Here is a 17608-nt window from a genome sequence, read left to right as displayed (position 1 = left end):
GTTTTGGGGGCGGGACCGTGCTGCCGCGGGCTCTCACAGCCCACGGCAGCCGAACCGACCAGGCAGCAGACCACGCAACAAGTTAGGCGGGAACCGATGAGCGGACGTCACACCGGGCGCACCAGCCAGGGATTGCGGATCACCGCGCTGCCCAGGACGCTGAAACTTCTTTTCCGTCTGGCCCCTCGCCAACTCAACGATGAAATCGCCTTCGCCAAGATCGAGCTCAAGCGCAAGGGCATCCAGGTAGGCGTCGCCGCCGCCTTCTTCGGCGTTGCGCTTGTTTTTGTGGCGTTCCTGGTGGTTGGCCTGATCGTGGCCGCCATTATGGGCCTGGCCACCATCATGCCGGCGTGGCTCGCCGCGCTGCTCGTCTGCGCCCTGTTCCTGGTCATTGCCCTCATTGGCGGCCTGATCGGCGTCCGCAAATTCAAGCAGGCCATGCCCCTGGTCCCGGCCGAGACCATCCGCGGCTTCAAACACGATCTCGGAATCGTCAAGGAAGGCTCGGACTTCAACGCCGCGCTGCTCGATCCGGCCAGCCCGGAGGCCAAGGCCGCAAAGGCTGCCAAGGACGAGGCTGCCGCGAAGGCCAAGGCCGAGAAGGAAGCCAAGGCCGAGGCGCACAAAAAAGAGTTCCCGCAGGCGTCCGAGCCCGAGCTTCACCGCCGCCTGGAACAGCGCCGCCGCCACCTGGCCCAGGTCCGCGACGAACTGGATACCGAGCTCGACATCAAGCCGCAGGCCATGTTCCTGCTGGGCGCTGCCAGGGAAAAACTGGGGGAGGGCAAGGCTGCCGTTGAACATGGCGCTGCCAAGGCCAGCCAAAAGTTCACTGACTTCTCCGGATCCCCGGACGGCGCCGGCCTCCGCTGGAAGCCACTTGCCGCACTTGCAGCCTCCGCAACGATCTTTGTGGTGCTCCTGCGCAGGCTGCTGCGGAACCCCTAACAACACAACACGTCACACTGGGCCCTGAATTCACACCGGGCTCTAAGGAAGGGGGACGGATTGAGGTTCATCGGCGCTGGTGCGCGGCCCGGCCGCCCCCAGGTTGACCACGACCGCGTCTTCACCATCCCCAACGCCCTGACAGTGCTGCGCTTTATGGGCGTACCGCTTTTTGTCTGGCTCGTGCTGGCCCAGAAGGAATATGGGACCGCCGTGGTGGTCCTGGTGGTCATGGCGGGAACCGACTGGATTGACGGCTACGTTGCCCGCCGCTTCGACCAGGCGTCCAAGCTCGGCCGCGTCATGGATCCGCTGGCTGACCGGCTTGCCCTGATCGCGGTGGCGGTCACCCTGGTGATTGCCGGCGTCGTCCATTGGCTGTACCTGGCCGCACTCCTGGTGCCTGACGCCGTGCTCCTGGTGCTGACGCTCTCCTACTTCCGGGGCCATCCGGACCTGCCAGTGAGCCGTGTGGGCAAAATCCGCACGGGACTCCTGCTCCTGGGCACACCCTTGCTGGTCATGTCGGGATTGGACACCCCGATTGCCGGGCCGCTGTACATCGCAGCCTGGATCGTGCTGGGACTTGGGCTCACCGGCCACTGGATCGCCGCGTACAACTATTTCTGGGCCATTCTGCGGAAGGGCCGTCAGCAGTCCCATCACGACGGCGGCACCGCCTGATGGTATGGGTGGCGGTCCTGCTGGCGGTGCTTGGCGCATTCTGCCTTGCCCTGGGTGCGCAGAAGCAGGGGAGCGCCGTCAAAGCCGACACCGGCGGGCTGGCGCTGAGTTCAAACGGCTTCCTCCGCCTGCTCCGCAATCCGCGCTGGGTGGTGGGACTTCTCCTGCTGTGCCTCGGGATGGGAATGAACGCGGTGGCCCTGGTCTCCGCGCCGCTGACGGTGGTGCAGCCGATCGGCGCCATTGCGCTGGTCATTACCACCGTGGTGAACGCCCGCGACCAGGACATCACCATCAACCGGGCCACCATGGTGTCCATCGCGGCCTGCGTGACAGGTTCCGCACTCTTTGTCCTGCTCGCCGTCAACGTGACGCAGGAGAACCACCATGTGAGCCAGGAGGACGAGCTCACCATCGTGCTGCTGCTGGCACTGGCCGTCGGCTTGTTCGGCACCCTGGCGGTCATGTTCCGGCACCGGATGAGCGCGTTTGTCTACATCCTCGGCGCCGGCGTCTTGTTCGGCTTTGTCGCGGTGCTGACGCGCATCATCGGCAAGCACCTGCTGGACCCCAACGGGCTGGCGCTACTCAATGTCCAGTGGTATTCGGTGGTGGCCATCGCGGCGGCCGGCGGCCTGGGTTCCTGGTTTGTGCAGAGCGCCTACTCGGGCGGCCCGCCGGACCTTGTCATCGCCGGGCTGACAGTCATCGACCCGATCGTGGGCATCGCTATCGGCATCGTGATCCTGGGCGAGCTGCGCCCGGACGTCCACGCCGTGATGGCGATTGCCATGGCTACGGCTGCTTCCCTTGCTATCGTGGGGGTGATCGCCCTTTCCAGGCACCATCCCGAGGTCACCAAGCGCAGGAAAGATGCGCGGAAGGCGGCGGGCAGGGCGTCCCACTAGCTTGTTACCCAACTCGCGCACTTTCATGACCAGCCGATTTCAAGAGGCCCCGCGCTACTGTGCCGGCGGCCAACCGGTGCGGCCAGCGACAGCTGCCCGTGCCGTGACCTTCAGGAGCTCTTCACGTGACAACGCCCTCTGACCAGCCTCCCCTGACCATCCTGATCGCCGCGGATACGTATCCGCCCCACATCAACGGGGCCGCACAGTTCAGCTACCGTCTGGCCAACGGCATGAGCGGACGCGGCCACAACGTGCATGTGTTGGCTTGCCGGGCGGACGACGGCGCGAGCTTCACCGAGTTCCGCTCCGAGGCCACCGTGCACCGGCTCCGTTCCCACGGGGTCTTCACCCACGAGTACTTCCGTATCTGCTTCCCCTGGGAAATCAAGAAGGAGATCGGCCTCCTTTTCGATCGGATCAAGCCCGATGTGGTGCACATCCAAAGCCACTACATGATCGGCGAGCACGTCCTCTACGAAGCGGCGAAGCGGGGCATCAGGATCGTGGCCACCAACCACTTCATGCCCGAGAACCTGAACCCGTTCCTGCCGTTCCCGCAGTGGTTCAAGAACATCATCGGCAAGATCTCCTGGAAGGACATGGGCAAGGTCATGGGCCAGGCCGACGTCGTCACCACGCCCACACCCCTGGCCGCCAAGGCCATGCACCAGCACGCTTTCCTGCACAAGGTACTGCCACTCTCCAACGGCATTGACTCCGCAGCCTATGAGCTGCAGCCCGGCGAAGTGATCGAACCGCACGCCCACCCAACAGTGGTGTTTGTGGGGCGGCTGGCCGAGGAAAAGCATGTGGACGTGCTCATCAATGCCGTGTCCAAGACGCCCACAGAGCTCAACGTCCACCTGGAAATTGTGGGCGGCGGCGAAGTTCGCGCCGCACTTGAAGCGCAGGCGGAACGGCTCGGACTGGGGGAGCGGGTGAAATTCCTGGGACTGGCCAGCGATGAGGACCTCCGGGAGGCCTACATCAAGGCGGATCTGTTCTGCATGCCGGGGACCGCCGAGCTTCAGTCCCTGGTGACCCTTGAGGCGATGTCTGCCTCCACGCCCGTCCTGTTGGCTAATGCCATGGCCCTGCCGCACCTGGTGCGCGACGGCGAGAACGGCTACCTGTTCACACCCAACGACAGCGACGACCTCGCAGCCAAGATCACGCGGATCCTCCAGCTGCCAGCCGGGGAGCGGGCGGCAATGGGCCAGGCCAGCAGGCGGATGGTGGAACCGCACAGCATCGAGGGCACGCTGCAGACTTTCGAGGACCTCTACCGGGGTGCAAGCTACGACGACAAGGCCCTCTGACAGCGGTCCCGCAGGGGCCCGCTCCAGCCTGCCAGGCCCCGGCGCCCTGACTGCGTGGTCCTGATGCCCGCTACTGTTTGCTAGAGTGTTTTTGCCCTGCTGAAGCCGAAGTCCTCCGCGGACCACGCCGGCAAGGGCGGGGGGCTATAGCTCAGCTGGTTAGAGCGCGGGACTCATAATCCTAAGGTCCTCGGTTCAAGTCCGAGTAGCCCTACCCAAGCACCACACCGCAGGAACCAACCTTCGCGGAACCGCGGCTGACGAGAGATCGTCGGCCGCGGTTTCTTTCGTTTTCCCGCAATCTGCGATATGTTACTGACCAGTAACTTACCGTGCCGCTGAGTCCCGGCCTGGCCTGCCATGGCTGGCCTGTCCGCGCTGCTGATCTTTGCGAGGGAACCAAATGTCCAAAGCCTCTGTTGACATCAACAACCTTCCGTACGCCGACGGCGACTTCTTCGCCTTCGAGCAGCTTCTCACCGCCAAGGAGCAGGACCGGCTCGCCGAGATCCGGGGCTTCCTGGCCCGCGAAGTCCGGCCCATTGCCGTGGACTGCTGGAACCGCGGCGAGTTCCCCATGGAACTCATTCCCAAGCTGGCCGAGATCGACCTGGTGAGCCCTGTGCGGCGCCAGGGCTACTCCAACCTGTTTGCCGGCCTGGTCCACGCCGAGGCAACGCGCGCCGATACCTCCATCGCTACCTTCATGGGCGTGCACGACGGACTGTTTACCGGCTCCATCGAAGCCCTGGCCTCCCAGGAACAGCAGGACGCCTGGCTCCCGGATATCTACTCGCTGAAGAAGATTGGCGCGTTCGGGCTCACCGAACCGCTGGGCGGATCCGACGTGGCCGGCGGCACGCGCACCACGGCACAGCGCGACGGCGACACCTGGATCCTCAATGGCGCCAAGCGCTGGATCGGCAACGCTACCTTCTCGGATTGGGTGGTGGTCTACGCCCGGGACCTCGCCGACAACCAGGTCAAGGGTTTCCTCGTGGATACGGCGCTGCCCGGCTTCAGCGCCACCAAGATTGAAAACAAGATCTCCCTTCGGACGGTCCAGAACGCGGACATCGTCCTCGAGAACGTGGTGGTTCCGGACTTCTTCAAGCTGGCGGGCGCCAACAGCTTCCGCGACACGAACAAGGTCCTGAAGGTCACGCGGCTGTCCGTCGGCTGGCAGGCAGTCGGCCAGCAGCTGGCCGCCTTCGACGTGGCCCGCCGCTACGCCGTGGAACGCCACCAGTTCGGCCGCCCGCTGGCATCATTCCAGCTCGTCCAAAGCCAGCTTGTACAGATCCTCGGGAACGCAGTCAGCTCAATGGGCATGATGGTCCGGCTTTCCCAGCTGGAGGATGCCGGCCAGGCCAAGGACGAACAGTCCGCCCTGGCCAAGGCATTCACCACCGCCCGGATGCGCGAGAGCGTGGCGATCGGCCGTAGCCTCCTGGGCGGCAACGGCATCGTGACCGACTTCGAGATGGCCAAGATCTTTGCCGACGCGGAAGCCATCTACTCGTATGAGGGAACCCACGAGATCAACACCCTCGTGACCGGCCGCGCCATCACCGGGATCTCGGCGATCGTCTAGAGCCGTCAGCCGTCAGCCGTCAGCCGTCAGCCGTCAGCCGTCAGCCGTCGGCGCTCGGCGGTCAGCCAGTGTCCAGCCCCAGGGGAAGCAGGATGGACGGGCGGAGGTCGGTGACGAACTCCAGCGGATTGACGTAGGCGTCCCCCTGCCTGACGCCCCAGTGGACGCAGGCAAGAGCGCCGCAGTGCCCGGGCTGCAGGGTTCCGATAATCTCGCCTTTCGCCACCACAGCCCCGGCCGTGAGCGGGCTTTCGACTGGCTCAAAACTGCTGCGGAGACCGCCCCCGTGATCGATGGTGATCACGGGGCGGTCCACCACTACTCCTACGAAACTGACGGTGCCGGACTCCGGCGCGGTGACCGGGACGCCGTCGTGCGTTGCCTCGAGGTCCACGCCACGGTGCCCGCTCATCCACGGCTTGTCCGGCGGGTCAAAGGCGCGCAGCACCGCGGGCCTGGGGGCGAGCGGCCACTCCCAGGAAGCGCGCGGGGCTGTATCCGCTGGAGCCGCCGCGGCCGGCAGTAAGAGCACTGCCGCGAGGGCAACTATTGCTTTCATAAACCCAGCTTTGCGTGCCGGATCCCTCAGCGGGAGTGCGCACCTTGGCCATGTGGAAAACGCCCGTCGCAGGCCCTCGGGTTGTCCTTCGGCTATTGGCTCCTGTTGTACACTTGATGGAGCAGTTTGCTGTGCCCTCAACGCTTGCGTCGGCACGCCTCATTCAGGAATGCGGGGGAGCAGCAACTGACTACGCGTATCCAGCCCTCCAAATCTGAAGCCCCGGCTTTGTATGAGGAGGATTGTGTCTCTTGCGGTCAGGGCCTCGCGGTTCTGATGAGAGTCGCAATGGATGCCAGGAGCACGGCCCGCCTTGGGCCACGCTAATTAACCGTCAACTATTGGCAGGGTAAGAGGGCCTGAAAGGCTCTCTCATGAATGACCTGCCGGAAGGAGCGCCGGCATGCCCGTCGTAACTATGCGCCAGCTGCTTGACAGCGGCGTCCACTTTGGACACCAGACCCGCCGTTGGAACCCGAAGATGAAGCGATTCATCTTCACGGAGCGCAACGGCATCTACATCATTGACCTTCAGCAGTCGCTGTCCTACATCGACCGTGCCTACGAGTTCGTAAAGGCCACCGTTGCACACGGCGGCACCGTACTCTTCGTCGGCACCAAGAAGCAGGCCCAGGAATCCATCGCTGAGCAGGCTACCCGTGTTGGACAGCCTTACGTGAACCAGCGCTGGCTCGGCGGTATGCTGACCAACTTCCAGACCGTTTCCAAGCGCATCCAGCGCATGAAGGAACTGGAAGAGATCGACTTCGACGACGTCGCCGGTTCCGCGTACACCAAGAAGGAACTGCTGCTCCTTCGCCGTGAACTCACCAAGCTGGAAACCAACCTCGGCGGTATCCGCAACCTGACCAAGGCACCTTCCGTGCTCTGGATCGTGGACACCAAGAAGGAACACCTGGCCGTTGACGAAGCCAAGAAGCTGAACATCCCGGTTGTGGCCATCCTGGACACCAACTGCGATCCTGACGAAGTCGACTTCCCGATCCCGGGCAACGACGACGCCATCCGCTCCGTGAACCTGCTGACCCGCGTTGTCGCCGACGCCGTTGCTGAGGGCCTCATCGCCCGCCACAACCGCGCCACGGGCACCACGGAAGCTCCGGAAGAGCCGCTGGCTGAGTGGGAGCGCGAACTCCTCGAAGGCAGCAAGACTGAAGAAGCACCTGCCGCTGAGGCTGCTCCGGCTGCTGAAGAAGCTGCCGCTCCGGCAGTCGAAGAAGCTGCTCCGGTTGCCGAGGAAGCTCCGGCTGCTGCCGAGGCTCCCGCCGCCGACGCTGACAAGTAACACTAGTAAATCCGGATTCTCCGGCGCTGCCTGCAGCGCCGGAGCACCTGACAGGATGGCGGCTCACCCGGTGAGCCGCTGTCCTGTCGGTCCGTACACCACATACATTTTCTAGACAGAGGGGTTCACATGGCGAACTACACTGCCGCTGATATCAAGGCTCTGCGCGAGCGCACCGGCGCCGGCATGATGGATGTCAAGAAGGCTCTTGACGAAGCCAACGGTGACGCCGAAAAGGCCATCGAGATCATCCGCATCAAGGGACTCAAGGGCGCTACCAAGCGCGAAGGCCGCTCCACCGCCGAAGGCCTGGTGGCCGCAAAGGTCAGCAACGGCGTCGGCGTGATGATCGAGGTCAACTGCGAGACCGACTTCGTCGCCAAGGCTGACAAGTTCATCCAGCTGGCCGACAAGGTCCTGGCCGTGGCTGTGGAGTCCGGCGCTGCCGACCTCGACACCCTCCTGGCCATCGAAGTTGACGGCAAGCCGCTGTCCGAGGTTGTCGTCGAAGAAGGCGCAATCCTCGGCGAAAAGGTTGTTGTCCGCAAGCTGTCCCGCATTGAGGGCGGCACTGTTGACGCTTACCTGCACAAGACGTCCAAGGATCTCCCGGCCCAGGTCGGCGTCCTGTTCGCTGTTGAGGGTGAAGGCGAAGCCGCTGCCACCGCCGCGCACGATATTGCAGTGCACATCGCAGCGATGTCCCCGAACTACCTGACCCGCGAAGACGTTCCGTCTGACCTGGTCGAGTCCGAGCGTCGCATCGCCGAAGAGACCGCCAAGGCTGAAGGCAAGCCCGAGGCCGCAATGTCCAAGATTGTGGAAGGCCGCGTTACGGGCTTCTACAAGGGTGAGGTCCTGGTCGACCAGGCTTTCGCCAAGGACGCCAAGAAGTCTGTGGCGCAGGTCCTCGAAGAGGCCGGCGTCAAGGGCACGTCCTTCGCGCGTTTCCGCGTCGGCTCCTAGTCGAATCCGCAAAGGGGTGGCCACTTCGGTGGCCGCCCCTTTTGCATGCACCGGCTAAACGTCCGATGAGACCTTTGGCCACCCGGCACGATAACCTTTTTCAGAGTTCACAAACGGGAAGGCACCCATGGAAGCCGTCAATTCTTCAAGCCAGCCAGAGAAAAGCAGGCGCCGCGTCCTCCTGAAGTTGTCGGGCGAGGTCTTCGGCGGCGGCAAGCTGGGCGTTGATCCCGACACCGTGCGCGACGTCGCCAAGCAGATCGCCGCAGCGGTCCCCGAAGTGGAAGTTGCCATCGTCGTCGGCGGCGGCAACTTCTTCCGCGGTGCGGAACTGTCCCAGAGCGGCATGGACCGCTCGCGCGCCGACTACATGGGCATGCTCGGCACTGTCATGAACTGCCTGGCACTGCAGGACTTCCTGGAGCAGGCCGGCGTTGAAACCCGCGTCCAGAGCGCCATCACCATGGGCCAGGTCGCCGAGGCGTACATTCCCCGCCGGGCCATCCGCCACATGGAAAAGGGCCGCGTGGTCATCTTCGGCGCCGGAGCCGGCCTGCCGTACTTCTCGACGGACACAGTGGCCGCCCAGCGCGCCCTGGAGGTCCATGCGGACGTCGTCCTGATGGCCAAGAGCGGCGTGGACGCCGTCTACACCGCGGATCCCAAGAAGGACCCTGCTGCCGAGAAGCTGGACACGCTGAGCTACGACGACGCCCTGCGCCGCGACATCAGGGTCATGGACCAGACCGCAATGACCATGTGCAAGGACAACAACCTGTCCATGGTGGTTTTCGGGATGGAAGGCGAAGGGAACGTCACCCGCGCCATCCTGGGCGAAAAGCTCGGTACCCTGGTGACCCCGTAGCTGCAGCTAGGATGATCTGAGCACGGTTCCATGCCCGCAACCGGGCAACAATGGAACCAGGAACCATGAACCAAGATTGTGCAGGGAACCGGTACCCGGACTGCACTGATTTCTGAGGAGAGACAGTGATCGAAGAAACCTTGCTCGAAGCCGAAGAGAAGATGGACAAGGCGGTAGAGGTAGCCAAGGAAGACTTCGCCTCGATCCGCACCGGACGGGCAAACCCGGGCCTTTACAACAAGGTCCTGGTGGACTACTACGGTTCGCCCACCCCGCTGCAGCAGCTTGCCTCCTTCGCCATTCCGGACGCGCGCACCATCCTCATCACGCCGTTCGATAAGACCGCACTGCGCGACATCGAGCGGGCCCTGAGTGATTCCGAGGTGGGCGCCAACCCCTCCAACGACGGCAACGTCATCAGGATCACGATCCCGGACCTGACCCAGGAACGCCGCAAGGAATACGTCAAGATCGTCAAGACCAAGGGCGAGGACGCGAAGATCTCCATCCGCAACATCCGGCGCAAGGCCAAGGAAACGCTGGACAAGCTCGTCAAAGACGGCGAAGCCGGCGAGGACGAAGGCAGCCGCGCCGAAAAGGAACTGGATGGCCTGACCAAATCGCACGTGGACGGCATCGACGAGCTGCTCAAGCGCAAGGAAGCAGAGCTGCTCGAAGTCTGATGAGCCAGGCAGAGCAGGCCCCCAGCCAAAGGGCGCGCACCAGGGGGAAACAGTTGCGGAGCAATCCGACGCCCAAGGCCGGCCGGAATCTTCCGGCAGCCATTGTGGTGGGCCTGGCCATGCTGATCGGTGTGCTGGGCGGCCTGGTTTTCCTCCCGCTCGGATTCGTGGCTGTCACCACCGGGTTCGCGGTCTTCGGAGTCTGGGAGATCTTCCGTGCCCTGGAGGCGAACGGGACCAGGATGCCCATCGTCCCGGTCATGGTGGGTACAGTCGCCATGCCGTTCGCCGCTTATCTCGGCGGACTTGAGAGCCTGCTTTTCGCCATGCTCCTGAGCTGCGTGGCTGTCCTCCTCTGGCGTTCAGTGGAGAACCCCGCCGGATCAGCGAACAGCATCTTTGCCGGCGTGTTCACGCTGGGCTGGGTCCCGTTCTTCATCAGTTTCGCCACGTTGCCGCTGCACGCTGTCGGAGTCGCCACCCCGGTGGGTCTCTGGCCTGGCGGAACCGTGCCGCCCGGGGCCTGGCAGGTGGCCGTGATGCTCCTGCTGGTGGTTTCGAACGACACGTTCGGCTATCTCGTGGGCGCATCGCTGGGCAAACACCCCATGGCCCCGAAGATCAGCCCCAAGAAATCATGGGAAGGCTTCGCCGGCTCCATTGCCGGGGCCATGCTGATCGGCGTCCTTGCCAGCATTTTCCTGCTGGGAAAACCTTGGTGGGTGGGTGTGATCCTCGCCGTGGGCGTCGTTGCAGCGTCCACCGCAGGAGACCTGGCCGAGTCGATGGTCAAGCGTGAACTCGGGATCAAGGACATGAGCAGCATCCTGCCCGGACATGGGGGCGTCATGGACCGCCTGGACTCCATCGTCTTCGCCTGTCCCGTGGCCTTTGTGCTGTTCGCATTGGTTGCGGGCGTCTGACGCGACCCTCTCGGACTATCTTCGCCGGACCGCCGGCAGCGCCAATAGACTGGTGCGTAACCTGACCCAGCTGAAGCAACAAAGGATCAACAGTGGCATTGGACTTTCAACGGAAAATCCCCGCGTCGTTTGAGCGCGTGCGGGGCAACGAATTCGGGTACAACGCCAAACAGGTGGACCAGTTCCTCCAGCGGGCCAGGGTGGCACTGGAGACGCCGAAGGCCGCCATCCATGCCGTCACCAGCGCCGATGTCCGGAGCGTCTCCTTTGACCCGGTCAAGGGAGGTTACGCTGCCGCCGTCGTCGACGCAGCGCTGGACCGGCTCGAAGACGCCTTCGCCCGCCGCGAACGGGACGAACTGATTGCCGCCAAGGGCGAGGATGCCTGGCTGCGGGAGATCGGCAGCCTCTCCGGGATCCTCCGGGGCCGCCTCCACCGGCCTGACGGTGAGCGCTTCCGGCGCCCGTCAAAAAAGAAGGCCCGCAGTTACAACATCCTGGACGTGGACAATCTTTGCTACGACCTGATCGGCTACCTCGAAGAGGACAAGCCGCTCAGCGTGGACAATGTCCGCCGGGTGGTCTTCCGTCCCGCCGTGGGCAAGGACGGTTACGAAGAGACCCAGGTTGATGCCTTCCTGGACCGCGTGGTTGAACTCATGGCGGCCATCGACTGACTGCCCGTTAGCTGGTCACGGGACTCACCGTTCGGTCACCAACGGCCGTTCGGGAGTGTGCAGCCGCGTCATGACGCGGCTCATGGTCCGCGGAATCCGGTGTTTTGTCCCCCGGGAGACAAGCACTATCACGGCGAACGCGGCGGGAACCGTCCACGCCGCCGGCTGGGCCAGCCAGAAGGGCGTGCCGGCAGCGCCCAGGACCGTTCCCCACACCATGGCGCCGCCGCAGAGGACGCCGCCGGTCACCATTCCGGCAATGGCGCCGGCATCGGTGAGTCCCCGCCACCAGATGCCCAGCAGGAGCACCGGGCACACAGTGGAGGCGGTAAACGCAAACACCAGGCCCACACTGCCGGCCAGGGCCAGGGAATCAGTCATCACGGCAAATCCCAGCGGAACCACAGCGGAGACGACGGCGGCGAGCCGGAATCCCCGCACGCTGCCGCCCAGGACGTCCTGGCTGATCACGCCAGCCAGCGAGACCACCAGGCCGGAGGTGGTGGACAGAAACGCGGCGAAGGCCCCGGCCACCACCAACGCTGAGAGCAGGTCGCCCGCGGTTCCACCGATCAGCTGCCCCGGCAGCAGGAGAACCACCGCGTCCGCCTGCCCTGACCGGGCAAGTTCGGGCGCGAACATCCGCCCCACCAGCCCGTAGGCGGTGGGAAACAGGTAAAAAACGGAGAGCAGCCCGAGCACGATCAGCGTGGTCCGCCGTGCCGAGTGTCCGTCCGGATTCGTGTAGAAGCGGACCAGGACGTGGGGGAGCCCCAGCGTGCCGAACAGCAGTGCCACCAGCAGCGAGATGTTCTGGTACGGCCCGGCGGGGGCCAGCCCGGTGGGATTCACGACGGCGGGGGCCACGGCGGCACTCCCGTCACCGGCGAGCGTGAATACGATGAACAGGACGGGAACGGCAAGGGCGGTGAGCTTGAGCCAGAACTGGAACGCCTGCACAAACGTAATGGAGCGCATGCCTCCGGCCACAACGGTCAGGCACACCACAACCACCACGGCCACGGAGCCTACCCAGGCCGGCAGCCCGGTGGTGATCCGGATGGTCAAGGCCGCGCCGTGGAGCTGAGGCACAATGTACAGCCAGCCCACCACAACCACCACCACGCTGGTCACACGGCGGACTGCGCGCGAATCCAGCCTCGCCTCGGTGAAGTCCGGGATCGTGTAGGCGCCGGAGCGGCGCAGCGGTGCGGCCACAAACAGCAGCAGCATCAGGTAGCCGGCGGTGTAGCCCACGGGAAACCACAGCGCGTCGGTACCGGACAGCAGGATAAGCCCGGCCACGCCCAGGAAACTCGCCGCCGAGAGGTACTCCCCGCCGATGGCCGAGGCGTTCCACCATGGCTTGACGGTCCGGGAAGCCACGTAGAAATCGCCCGTGGTCCGGGAAATCCGCAGGCCGTAAAACCCGATAGCGGCCGTTGCCAGCGAAACCAACACGAGAGCGATCACACCCACTGCGGGATTCATGAGGTGATCACTCGTCCCCGGCCAGGTCCCGGTAGCGGGCCTCGTTCCGTGCGGCGGTCCGGATATACAGCCAGGCGCTGAGGCCGATGACGGGATAAATGCCTGCACCGAGCAGGATCCAGTCGAACGGGATCCCCGCGATCCGGGTCTCGGCGAGGCCCGGCAGGGCTGCCAGCAGCAACGGGAACGCGCACAGGATCAGCATAAAGCCGATGGCCACCACCAGGGCCAGCCGCAGCTGGGAACGGATCAGGGAGCGGACGAAGACCTGCCCCACCTCGGATTCCTCCGCCGCCTCGCGGGACTCCCGGGCCGGCCGGGGGGCCGAGCGCGGAGCGGTGACACGGACCCGGGTCATGCCTGCGGCCGGATGCGCGTGGCTTCCAGTTTTTCCCTGACCGTGGGAAGGTGGCGGCGGCTGATAGGCAGGCTGGCACCGGCCACCGAGACGCTGGGTTTGTCCGCCGTCAGCTTCATGGACTGCACATGCTTCAGCGCCACCAGGTAGGACCGGTGCGTCCGGATAAACCCGGCCTCGGCCCACTGCTGCTCCAGGTCTGCCAGCGGAACCCGGATGAGATAGCTGGCATCCGCGGTGTGCAGCCGGGCATAGTCGCCCTGCGCCTGGACGTACGTGACGTCGTCGCGCCTGATCATCCTGGTGGTGCCGCCCTGGTCAACGGTGATCATCTCGGGGGCGGGGCCGCCGCCGCCGTCGCGCAGCAGCTCGCTGATCCGTCCCACCGTCCGGGACAGCCGCTCGGCCCGGACGGGCTTAAGGAGGTAGTCCACGGCGGCAAGCTCGAACGCCTCCAGGGCGCAGTCCTCGTCCGCGGTGACAAACACCACCACCGGCGGTTTGCTGCTGCGCGCGATGGCGCGGGCAACATCAAGGCCGGACACGGCGGGCATGTGAATATCCAGGAAGACGGCGTCAACCGTTGCGGTGTTCAGGGCCCGCAACGCTTCTGTGCCCGAAATGGCCCGGTGGATGACCCCGATCCGGTCATCCTTGCCCAGGAGATAGGCCAACTCCTCCACGGCGGGTAACTCGTCGTCGGCGACGAGGACATTAATCATGGTCCTACATTAGCCGCCGCGGGCGGTTGGAATCAGGCGGCTGAGATCATAAAGCTGGCGTTCAGGCGTTCAGGCGTCGTGGCCGGGCTGGGACTTGGGCACGCGCATGGTGATCAGCGTTCCCTCGCCCGGGGCCGTCTCGATCACCAGGCCGTGCTGGTCCCCGTAAACCTGCCGGAGCCGGGCGTCCACGTTGCGCAGCCCCACGTGGTCGCCGTCGTGGTGCCCGGCCAGCATCGCCTGGAGCTCGGCAGGGTCCATCCCCACGCCGTCGTCCTCTATGGTCACTTCCGCATAGGCGCCCGAATCATTGGCCGTGATGGTGATGTGGCCCGCCCCTTCCTTGGCCTCCAGGCCGTGCCTGACGGCGTTCTCCACCAGCGGCTGCAGGCTCAGGAACGGGATGACGGTGCTGAGGACTTCCGGCGCGATCCGCAGGCTGACCTGGACGCGGTCACCGAAACGGGCGCGCTCCAGCAGCAGGTACCGGTCGATGCAGCGCAGTTCCTCCGCCAGCGTGGTGAAGTCACCGTGGCGCCGGAACGAGTATCTCGTAAAATCAGCGAACTCCACCACCAGCTCGCGCGCCCGCTCCGGATCCGTGTTGATGAACGACGCGATCGCGTTCAGCGAGTTGTAGATGAAATGCGGACTGATCTGGGCACGCAGCGCCCGCACTTCGGCTTCCATCAGCAGCGTCCGGGACGCGTCCAGCTCAGCCAACTCCACCTGGACGGCCACCCAGTCCGCCACTTCGCTGGTGGCACGGACCAGACCTGCGCCCGCCGCCGGGGCAAACGCCGCCACGACGCCCACCACCCGTGAGCCCGCACGGACCGGCGCGATGACGGCAGCGAAGCTTCCGGAGGCATGGCCCGTCCCCAGGTCCCGCGCCTGGAGCACGGCCGTCCGCCCGCCGATCAGGACGTCCGCAGCCAGTTCCATCAACCGGGGCTTCAGTTCCTCGGCGGCACCGTCCCAGGCCAGCACGCCGGCCGTATCGGTGATGGCCAGCGCATCACAGCCCAGCAAGTTCCTGAGCTGCCGGCTCGCCTTGGCGGCGCCCGCCGGATTGAGGCCCGTACGCAGGTGCTGGCCGGCACTCGATGCAGCGTGGAGGGTGTTGTACGTCGCGCGCTCGGCGTCGGTGCCCAGCTCACGGAAGGATCGGAGCAGCTTGATGCCAACGCCGACGACGACGGCGATCGCCAGCACAATCACCGCAACTGCGGCGGCGGTCAGGAGCGGGGAGTCCGGCATGGTGCCCAGCGTAGCGGCGGGTGCCGTTAGTCGCAGCATCGTAACCGTTGAGCGACCGTTCCGGCCATGGTTCTGGAATAGACGACTACCGCAGCGCAGAGTGATTGCAGTCACATTGTCCGCATCCTGTCCGCAGGCCGGTCCGTGTGAACCAGGCAAGTCTCAATGAGGAGGAACGATGGGTAACGATGCCCACACTCCGGACGCAGCGGCGTCCGTGGACTTCGAACAGGTCCAGTCGACAGCGCGGTTCCAGGAACTGCGCAAACGTCACCGCAGCTTTGTGTTCCCCATGGCCGTGGTATTTCTGCTGTGGTACTTCGCGTATGTCCTGCTGGCTGACTACGCCGTCGAGTTTATGTCCACCAAAGTGTGGGGCAACATCAACGTCGGCCTGATCCTGGGCCTGCTGCAGTTCGTCTCCACGTTCGCCATCACCGGCTGGTATGTCAGCTACTCCAACCGGAAACTGGACCCCATTGCCGCCGAAATCCGCCACGAAATCGAAGGCCACGAGTTCGACCAATCCGGTAACCGAGTGGATGGAGCGGCGCAGTGAGAGGGACCCGGTTCGCGTGTGAGAAGCCGTGTCTTACGGCTTGAGAGGCGGAATCCCGGCTTTTCCGGGAGGCTGTCATTTCGCCTTGGAGCCCCTCCATAGATGATGGGAGCGGTGGCTGCTTTCGGCATGCAGCACCAAGACGGGGCAGTCCGCGTGGGCAACACACGCAGAGCTCACGGAGCCGAGGTGCATGCCAAGGAAACCCCCGTGGCCCCGGCGTCCAACCACCAGCAATGAAGCGTCGGCCGCCGCTTCGACGAGCTTCGCCGCAGCCGGTCCGCGGACCAGTTGCGAGGTCAGTCTTTCCGGAGTCTCCTCACCGAACGCCTTTTCCAAGGCGTCCGCAAGAGTCTTCGCCGCAGCCGCTTCAAACCGGGCGAAATCGGGCGGAACATATCCGGCGTAGATCTCTGGAAAATCCCAACAGGCAATAGCGACAACGGTGGCGTTCAGGGCCGGCGCCAGCTGCGCCCCGAGACGGAGCGCCTGAATGGACGATTCCGAACCGTCCACACCGACAAGAACCTTTGTTTCCGCATCCATGATCATTCTCCCTCGAAGGTGAATCCCCTGGTTGTTCCTAGTTTGCAGCTCGCATTACCGGTAGCCGTGTGCCGAGCATATGCGCACTCGCAGGCGAACGGAACTGCCTACGGATGTTCCCCGGGTCTGTCCGGGAATCTGAGCTTTGGTAAAACCCTCGATCACGGTTTCTGCGTGGTTAATCAGGAGAACTGAAAGATGGCTCCGGCCGTCGCGCAACCGGTCCAAGGCAGTCTCCGGTGTGATCGTGCCGTCCGCTAGTTCTGCGGCCAGCGCTCGAGCTCGGGCAGGCTCGCGTCACGGAAGGATCTGAGGGCCGCGGCGGTGGCGGAGTCACCTTGCCCGTGACGGTTGCTGAGCAGTTGCTCCACGCCCGCCAGATCGCTGCGGAAGGGCGCCAGCTGCCGGTCCCAAGCTGTGGGCCAGGCAGTGAGCTTGTTGAGCAACGCGTTGCTGTCGGCAATGACGTCGTCCAGGGCGTCCAGTTCCGCCGCCGCATCTGCGTACTCCCACACCAGCTTGAGGTTCGACCGGCGGCCCAACGCCTTCGGTGTCAGGGCATGGACCCGGTTCGAGCCCGGTGGTGGCGTTGTACCGGTTGAGGAAATTGCGGTGCTTCTCCAGAACACTGCTACATAGGAAGAGGACTCGGGGATGGTGCGGGCATTCAGTTCAGTGACATCCAGGTCCGTGCTCACACTGGCATAGCTCCGGTCTCCGCGCGCCAAGTCCTTCCTGCTGCCCACCCTTGTCACCGAACCACCGTTGTCACCGCACCCACCGTTAGCCATGCCGCACTGCCCAGGGCGGCCAAGGCGCCGGTCATCCACGCAGCGACCTGGAATGCCGTGGACCGGTACCAGGGCAGGTTGATCAGTTCGGCACCGCGCCGGACTCCGGCGATGGTTCCGTCCGTCCATTGGGCGTCCCGCAGGAGGTCCTTTGCGGCATTTTGGATGTCATCCCGTTGTTCCAGCGAGACCTTGCGGTCCTCGCCCATATAGATGCCCACGTGCCGGCCGACCGGATCGAGCGCAAAGATGAAGAGCCCGTCGGCCCACTTCTGCCCGTCGGGACTGATCCAGTCCGGGTGTTCCGCGCGGGCGAACCTGAGAACCTCCTCGTTCAGGTTGTCCGCGGTGCTCCCGTTGTAGGTATACACAGCCACCTTGGTGGGCTCATGGAACTCGATCGCAGTGATGGCCGGGACGAGGGTGTTGCGGTCAAGAACTCC

General features: G+C 64.6%; 20 protein-coding genes and 1 tRNA gene. 13 read left to right on the top strand and 8 right to left on the bottom strand.

Going from position 1 to position 17608, the window contains the following annotated elements:
* The first annotated feature begins 96 nt into the window (after window positions 1-96).
* From V6M49_RS11405 to V6M49_RS11380, 6 genes are all read left to right on the top strand, one after another.
* The gene (locus V6M49_RS11405) at window positions 97-951 is read left to right on the top strand and encodes a phage holin family protein (protein ID WP_332761182.1); all 855 of its coding nucleotides are present in this window, start codon (window positions 97-99) and stop codon (window positions 949-951) included.
* 60 nt (window positions 952-1011) lie between these two features.
* On the top strand, window positions 1012-1635 hold the full coding sequence (locus V6M49_RS11400) for a CDP-alcohol phosphatidyltransferase family protein (protein ID WP_332761181.1): 624 nt from the start codon (window positions 1012-1014) through the stop codon (window positions 1633-1635).
* A complete protein-coding gene (locus V6M49_RS11395; RefSeq protein WP_141139966.1) occupies window positions 1635-2543 on the top strand; it encodes a DMT family transporter in 909 nt (302 codons plus the stop codon). Before V6M49_RS11400 ends, V6M49_RS11395 begins: the two co-directional genes overlap by 1 nt.
* Window positions 2544-2668: 125 nt before the next feature.
* Entirely contained in the window at window positions 2669-3865 is a 1197-nt protein-coding gene (locus V6M49_RS11390; RefSeq protein WP_141139967.1) for a glycosyltransferase, read from the top strand.
* Between the two features lie 140 nt (window positions 3866-4005).
* A tRNA-Ile gene (locus tag V6M49_RS11385) sits at window positions 4006-4079 on the top strand.
* Between the two features lie 189 nt (window positions 4080-4268).
* Window positions 4269-5459 carry an acyl-CoA dehydrogenase family protein gene (locus V6M49_RS11380; RefSeq protein WP_254747731.1) on the top strand — a complete coding sequence of 397 codons (1191 nt, stop codon included), beginning with the start codon at window positions 4269-4271 and terminating at the stop codon, window positions 5457-5459.
* 61 nt (window positions 5460-5520) lie between these two features.
* On the opposite strand, the gene V6M49_RS11375 is transcribed toward V6M49_RS11380, so the two are convergent.
* The gene (locus V6M49_RS11375; protein ID WP_332761180.1) at window positions 5521-6018 is read right to left on the bottom strand and encodes a murein hydrolase activator EnvC family protein; all 498 of its coding nucleotides are present in this window, start codon (window positions 6016-6018) and stop codon (window positions 5521-5523) included.
* Window positions 6019-6421: 403 nt separating this feature from the next.
* Between V6M49_RS11375 and rpsB the strand changes: the two genes are divergently transcribed.
* The 6 genes from rpsB to V6M49_RS11345 all read left to right on the top strand — a co-directional run bounded on the left by rpsB (window position 6422) and on the right by V6M49_RS11345 (window position 11438).
* Complete coding sequence (gene rpsB, locus V6M49_RS11370) at window positions 6422-7324, top strand: 30S ribosomal protein S2 (protein ID WP_332761179.1); 903 nt, start codon at window positions 6422-6424, stop codon at window positions 7322-7324.
* Between the two features lie 129 nt (window positions 7325-7453).
* Window positions 7454-8290 (top strand): translation elongation factor Ts, encoded by an 837-nt coding sequence (tsf, locus tag V6M49_RS11365; RefSeq protein WP_141139971.1) that lies wholly within the window; start codon window positions 7454-7456, stop codon window positions 8288-8290.
* Between the two features lie 127 nt (window positions 8291-8417).
* The gene (pyrH, locus tag V6M49_RS11360; RefSeq protein WP_141139972.1) at window positions 8418-9155 is read left to right on the top strand and encodes a UMP kinase; all 738 of its coding nucleotides are present in this window, start codon (window positions 8418-8420) and stop codon (window positions 9153-9155) included.
* 125 nt (window positions 9156-9280) lie between these two features.
* Complete coding sequence (gene frr, locus V6M49_RS11355; RefSeq protein ID WP_056348274.1) at window positions 9281-9838, top strand: ribosome recycling factor; 558 nt, start codon at window positions 9281-9283, stop codon at window positions 9836-9838.
* Window positions 9838-10761, top strand: a complete 924-nt coding sequence (locus V6M49_RS11350; RefSeq protein WP_104063073.1) for a phosphatidate cytidylyltransferase — start codon at window positions 9838-9840, stop codon at window positions 10759-10761. Before frr ends, V6M49_RS11350 begins: the two co-directional genes overlap by 1 nt.
* A gap of 92 nt (window positions 10762-10853) precedes the next feature.
* Window positions 10854-11438: a DivIVA domain-containing protein gene (locus tag V6M49_RS11345; protein ID WP_056348278.1), complete on the top strand. Its 585-nt coding sequence runs from the start codon at window positions 10854-10856 to the stop codon at window positions 11436-11438.
* Between the two features lie 24 nt (window positions 11439-11462).
* On the opposite strand, the gene V6M49_RS11340 is transcribed toward V6M49_RS11345, so the two are convergent.
* From V6M49_RS11340 to V6M49_RS11325, 4 genes are all read right to left on the bottom strand, one after another.
* Entirely contained in the window at window positions 11463-12929 is a 1467-nt protein-coding gene (locus tag V6M49_RS11340) for a sodium/solute symporter (protein ID WP_332761178.1), read from the bottom strand.
* 7 nt (window positions 12930-12936) lie between these two features.
* Window positions 12937-13287, bottom strand: coding sequence for a hypothetical protein (locus tag V6M49_RS11335; protein WP_104063075.1), 351 nt, complete (start codon window positions 13285-13287; stop codon window positions 12937-12939).
* A complete protein-coding gene (locus tag V6M49_RS11330) occupies window positions 13284-14009 on the bottom strand; it encodes a LytR/AlgR family response regulator transcription factor (protein WP_141139974.1) in 726 nt (241 codons plus the stop codon). Before V6M49_RS11330 ends, V6M49_RS11335 begins: the two co-directional genes overlap by 4 nt.
* Window positions 14010-14078: 69 nt before the next feature.
* Window positions 14079-15269 (bottom strand): sensor histidine kinase, encoded by a 1191-nt coding sequence (locus V6M49_RS11325; protein ID WP_141139975.1) that lies wholly within the window; start codon window positions 15267-15269, stop codon window positions 14079-14081.
* Window positions 15270-15447: 178 nt separating this feature from the next.
* Here V6M49_RS11325 and V6M49_RS11320 point away from each other — a divergent pair, with 178 nt between their 5' ends.
* The gene (locus V6M49_RS11320; RefSeq protein WP_332761177.1) at window positions 15448-15828 is read left to right on the top strand and encodes a DUF485 domain-containing protein; all 381 of its coding nucleotides are present in this window, start codon (window positions 15448-15450) and stop codon (window positions 15826-15828) included.
* Window positions 15829-15903: 75 nt separating this feature from the next.
* Here the strand turns inward: V6M49_RS11320 and V6M49_RS11315 are convergent, their stop codons facing one another.
* The 3 genes from V6M49_RS11315 to V6M49_RS11305 all read right to left on the bottom strand — a co-directional run.
* Complete coding sequence (locus V6M49_RS11315) at window positions 15904-16374, bottom strand: universal stress protein (protein WP_332761176.1); 471 nt, start codon at window positions 16372-16374, stop codon at window positions 15904-15906.
* Between the two features lie 257 nt (window positions 16375-16631).
* Entirely contained in the window at window positions 16632-17165 is a 534-nt protein-coding gene (locus tag V6M49_RS11310) for a DUF5129 domain-containing protein (RefSeq protein WP_332761175.1), read from the bottom strand.
* A partial coding sequence (locus V6M49_RS11305; RefSeq protein ID WP_332761174.1) for a DUF5129 domain-containing protein occupies window positions 17126-17608 on the bottom strand: 483 nt, incomplete at its 5' end. The genes V6M49_RS11310 and V6M49_RS11305, both read right to left, overlap by 40 nt.

It is taken from the genome of Pseudarthrobacter sp., from assembly GCF_036675385.1.
Taxonomy (GTDB): domain Bacteria; phylum Actinomycetota; class Actinomycetes; order Actinomycetales; family Micrococcaceae; genus Arthrobacter.
Note: the sequence above shows the minus strand (reverse complement) of the source record. Positions and strands in the feature narration are given on the sequence as shown.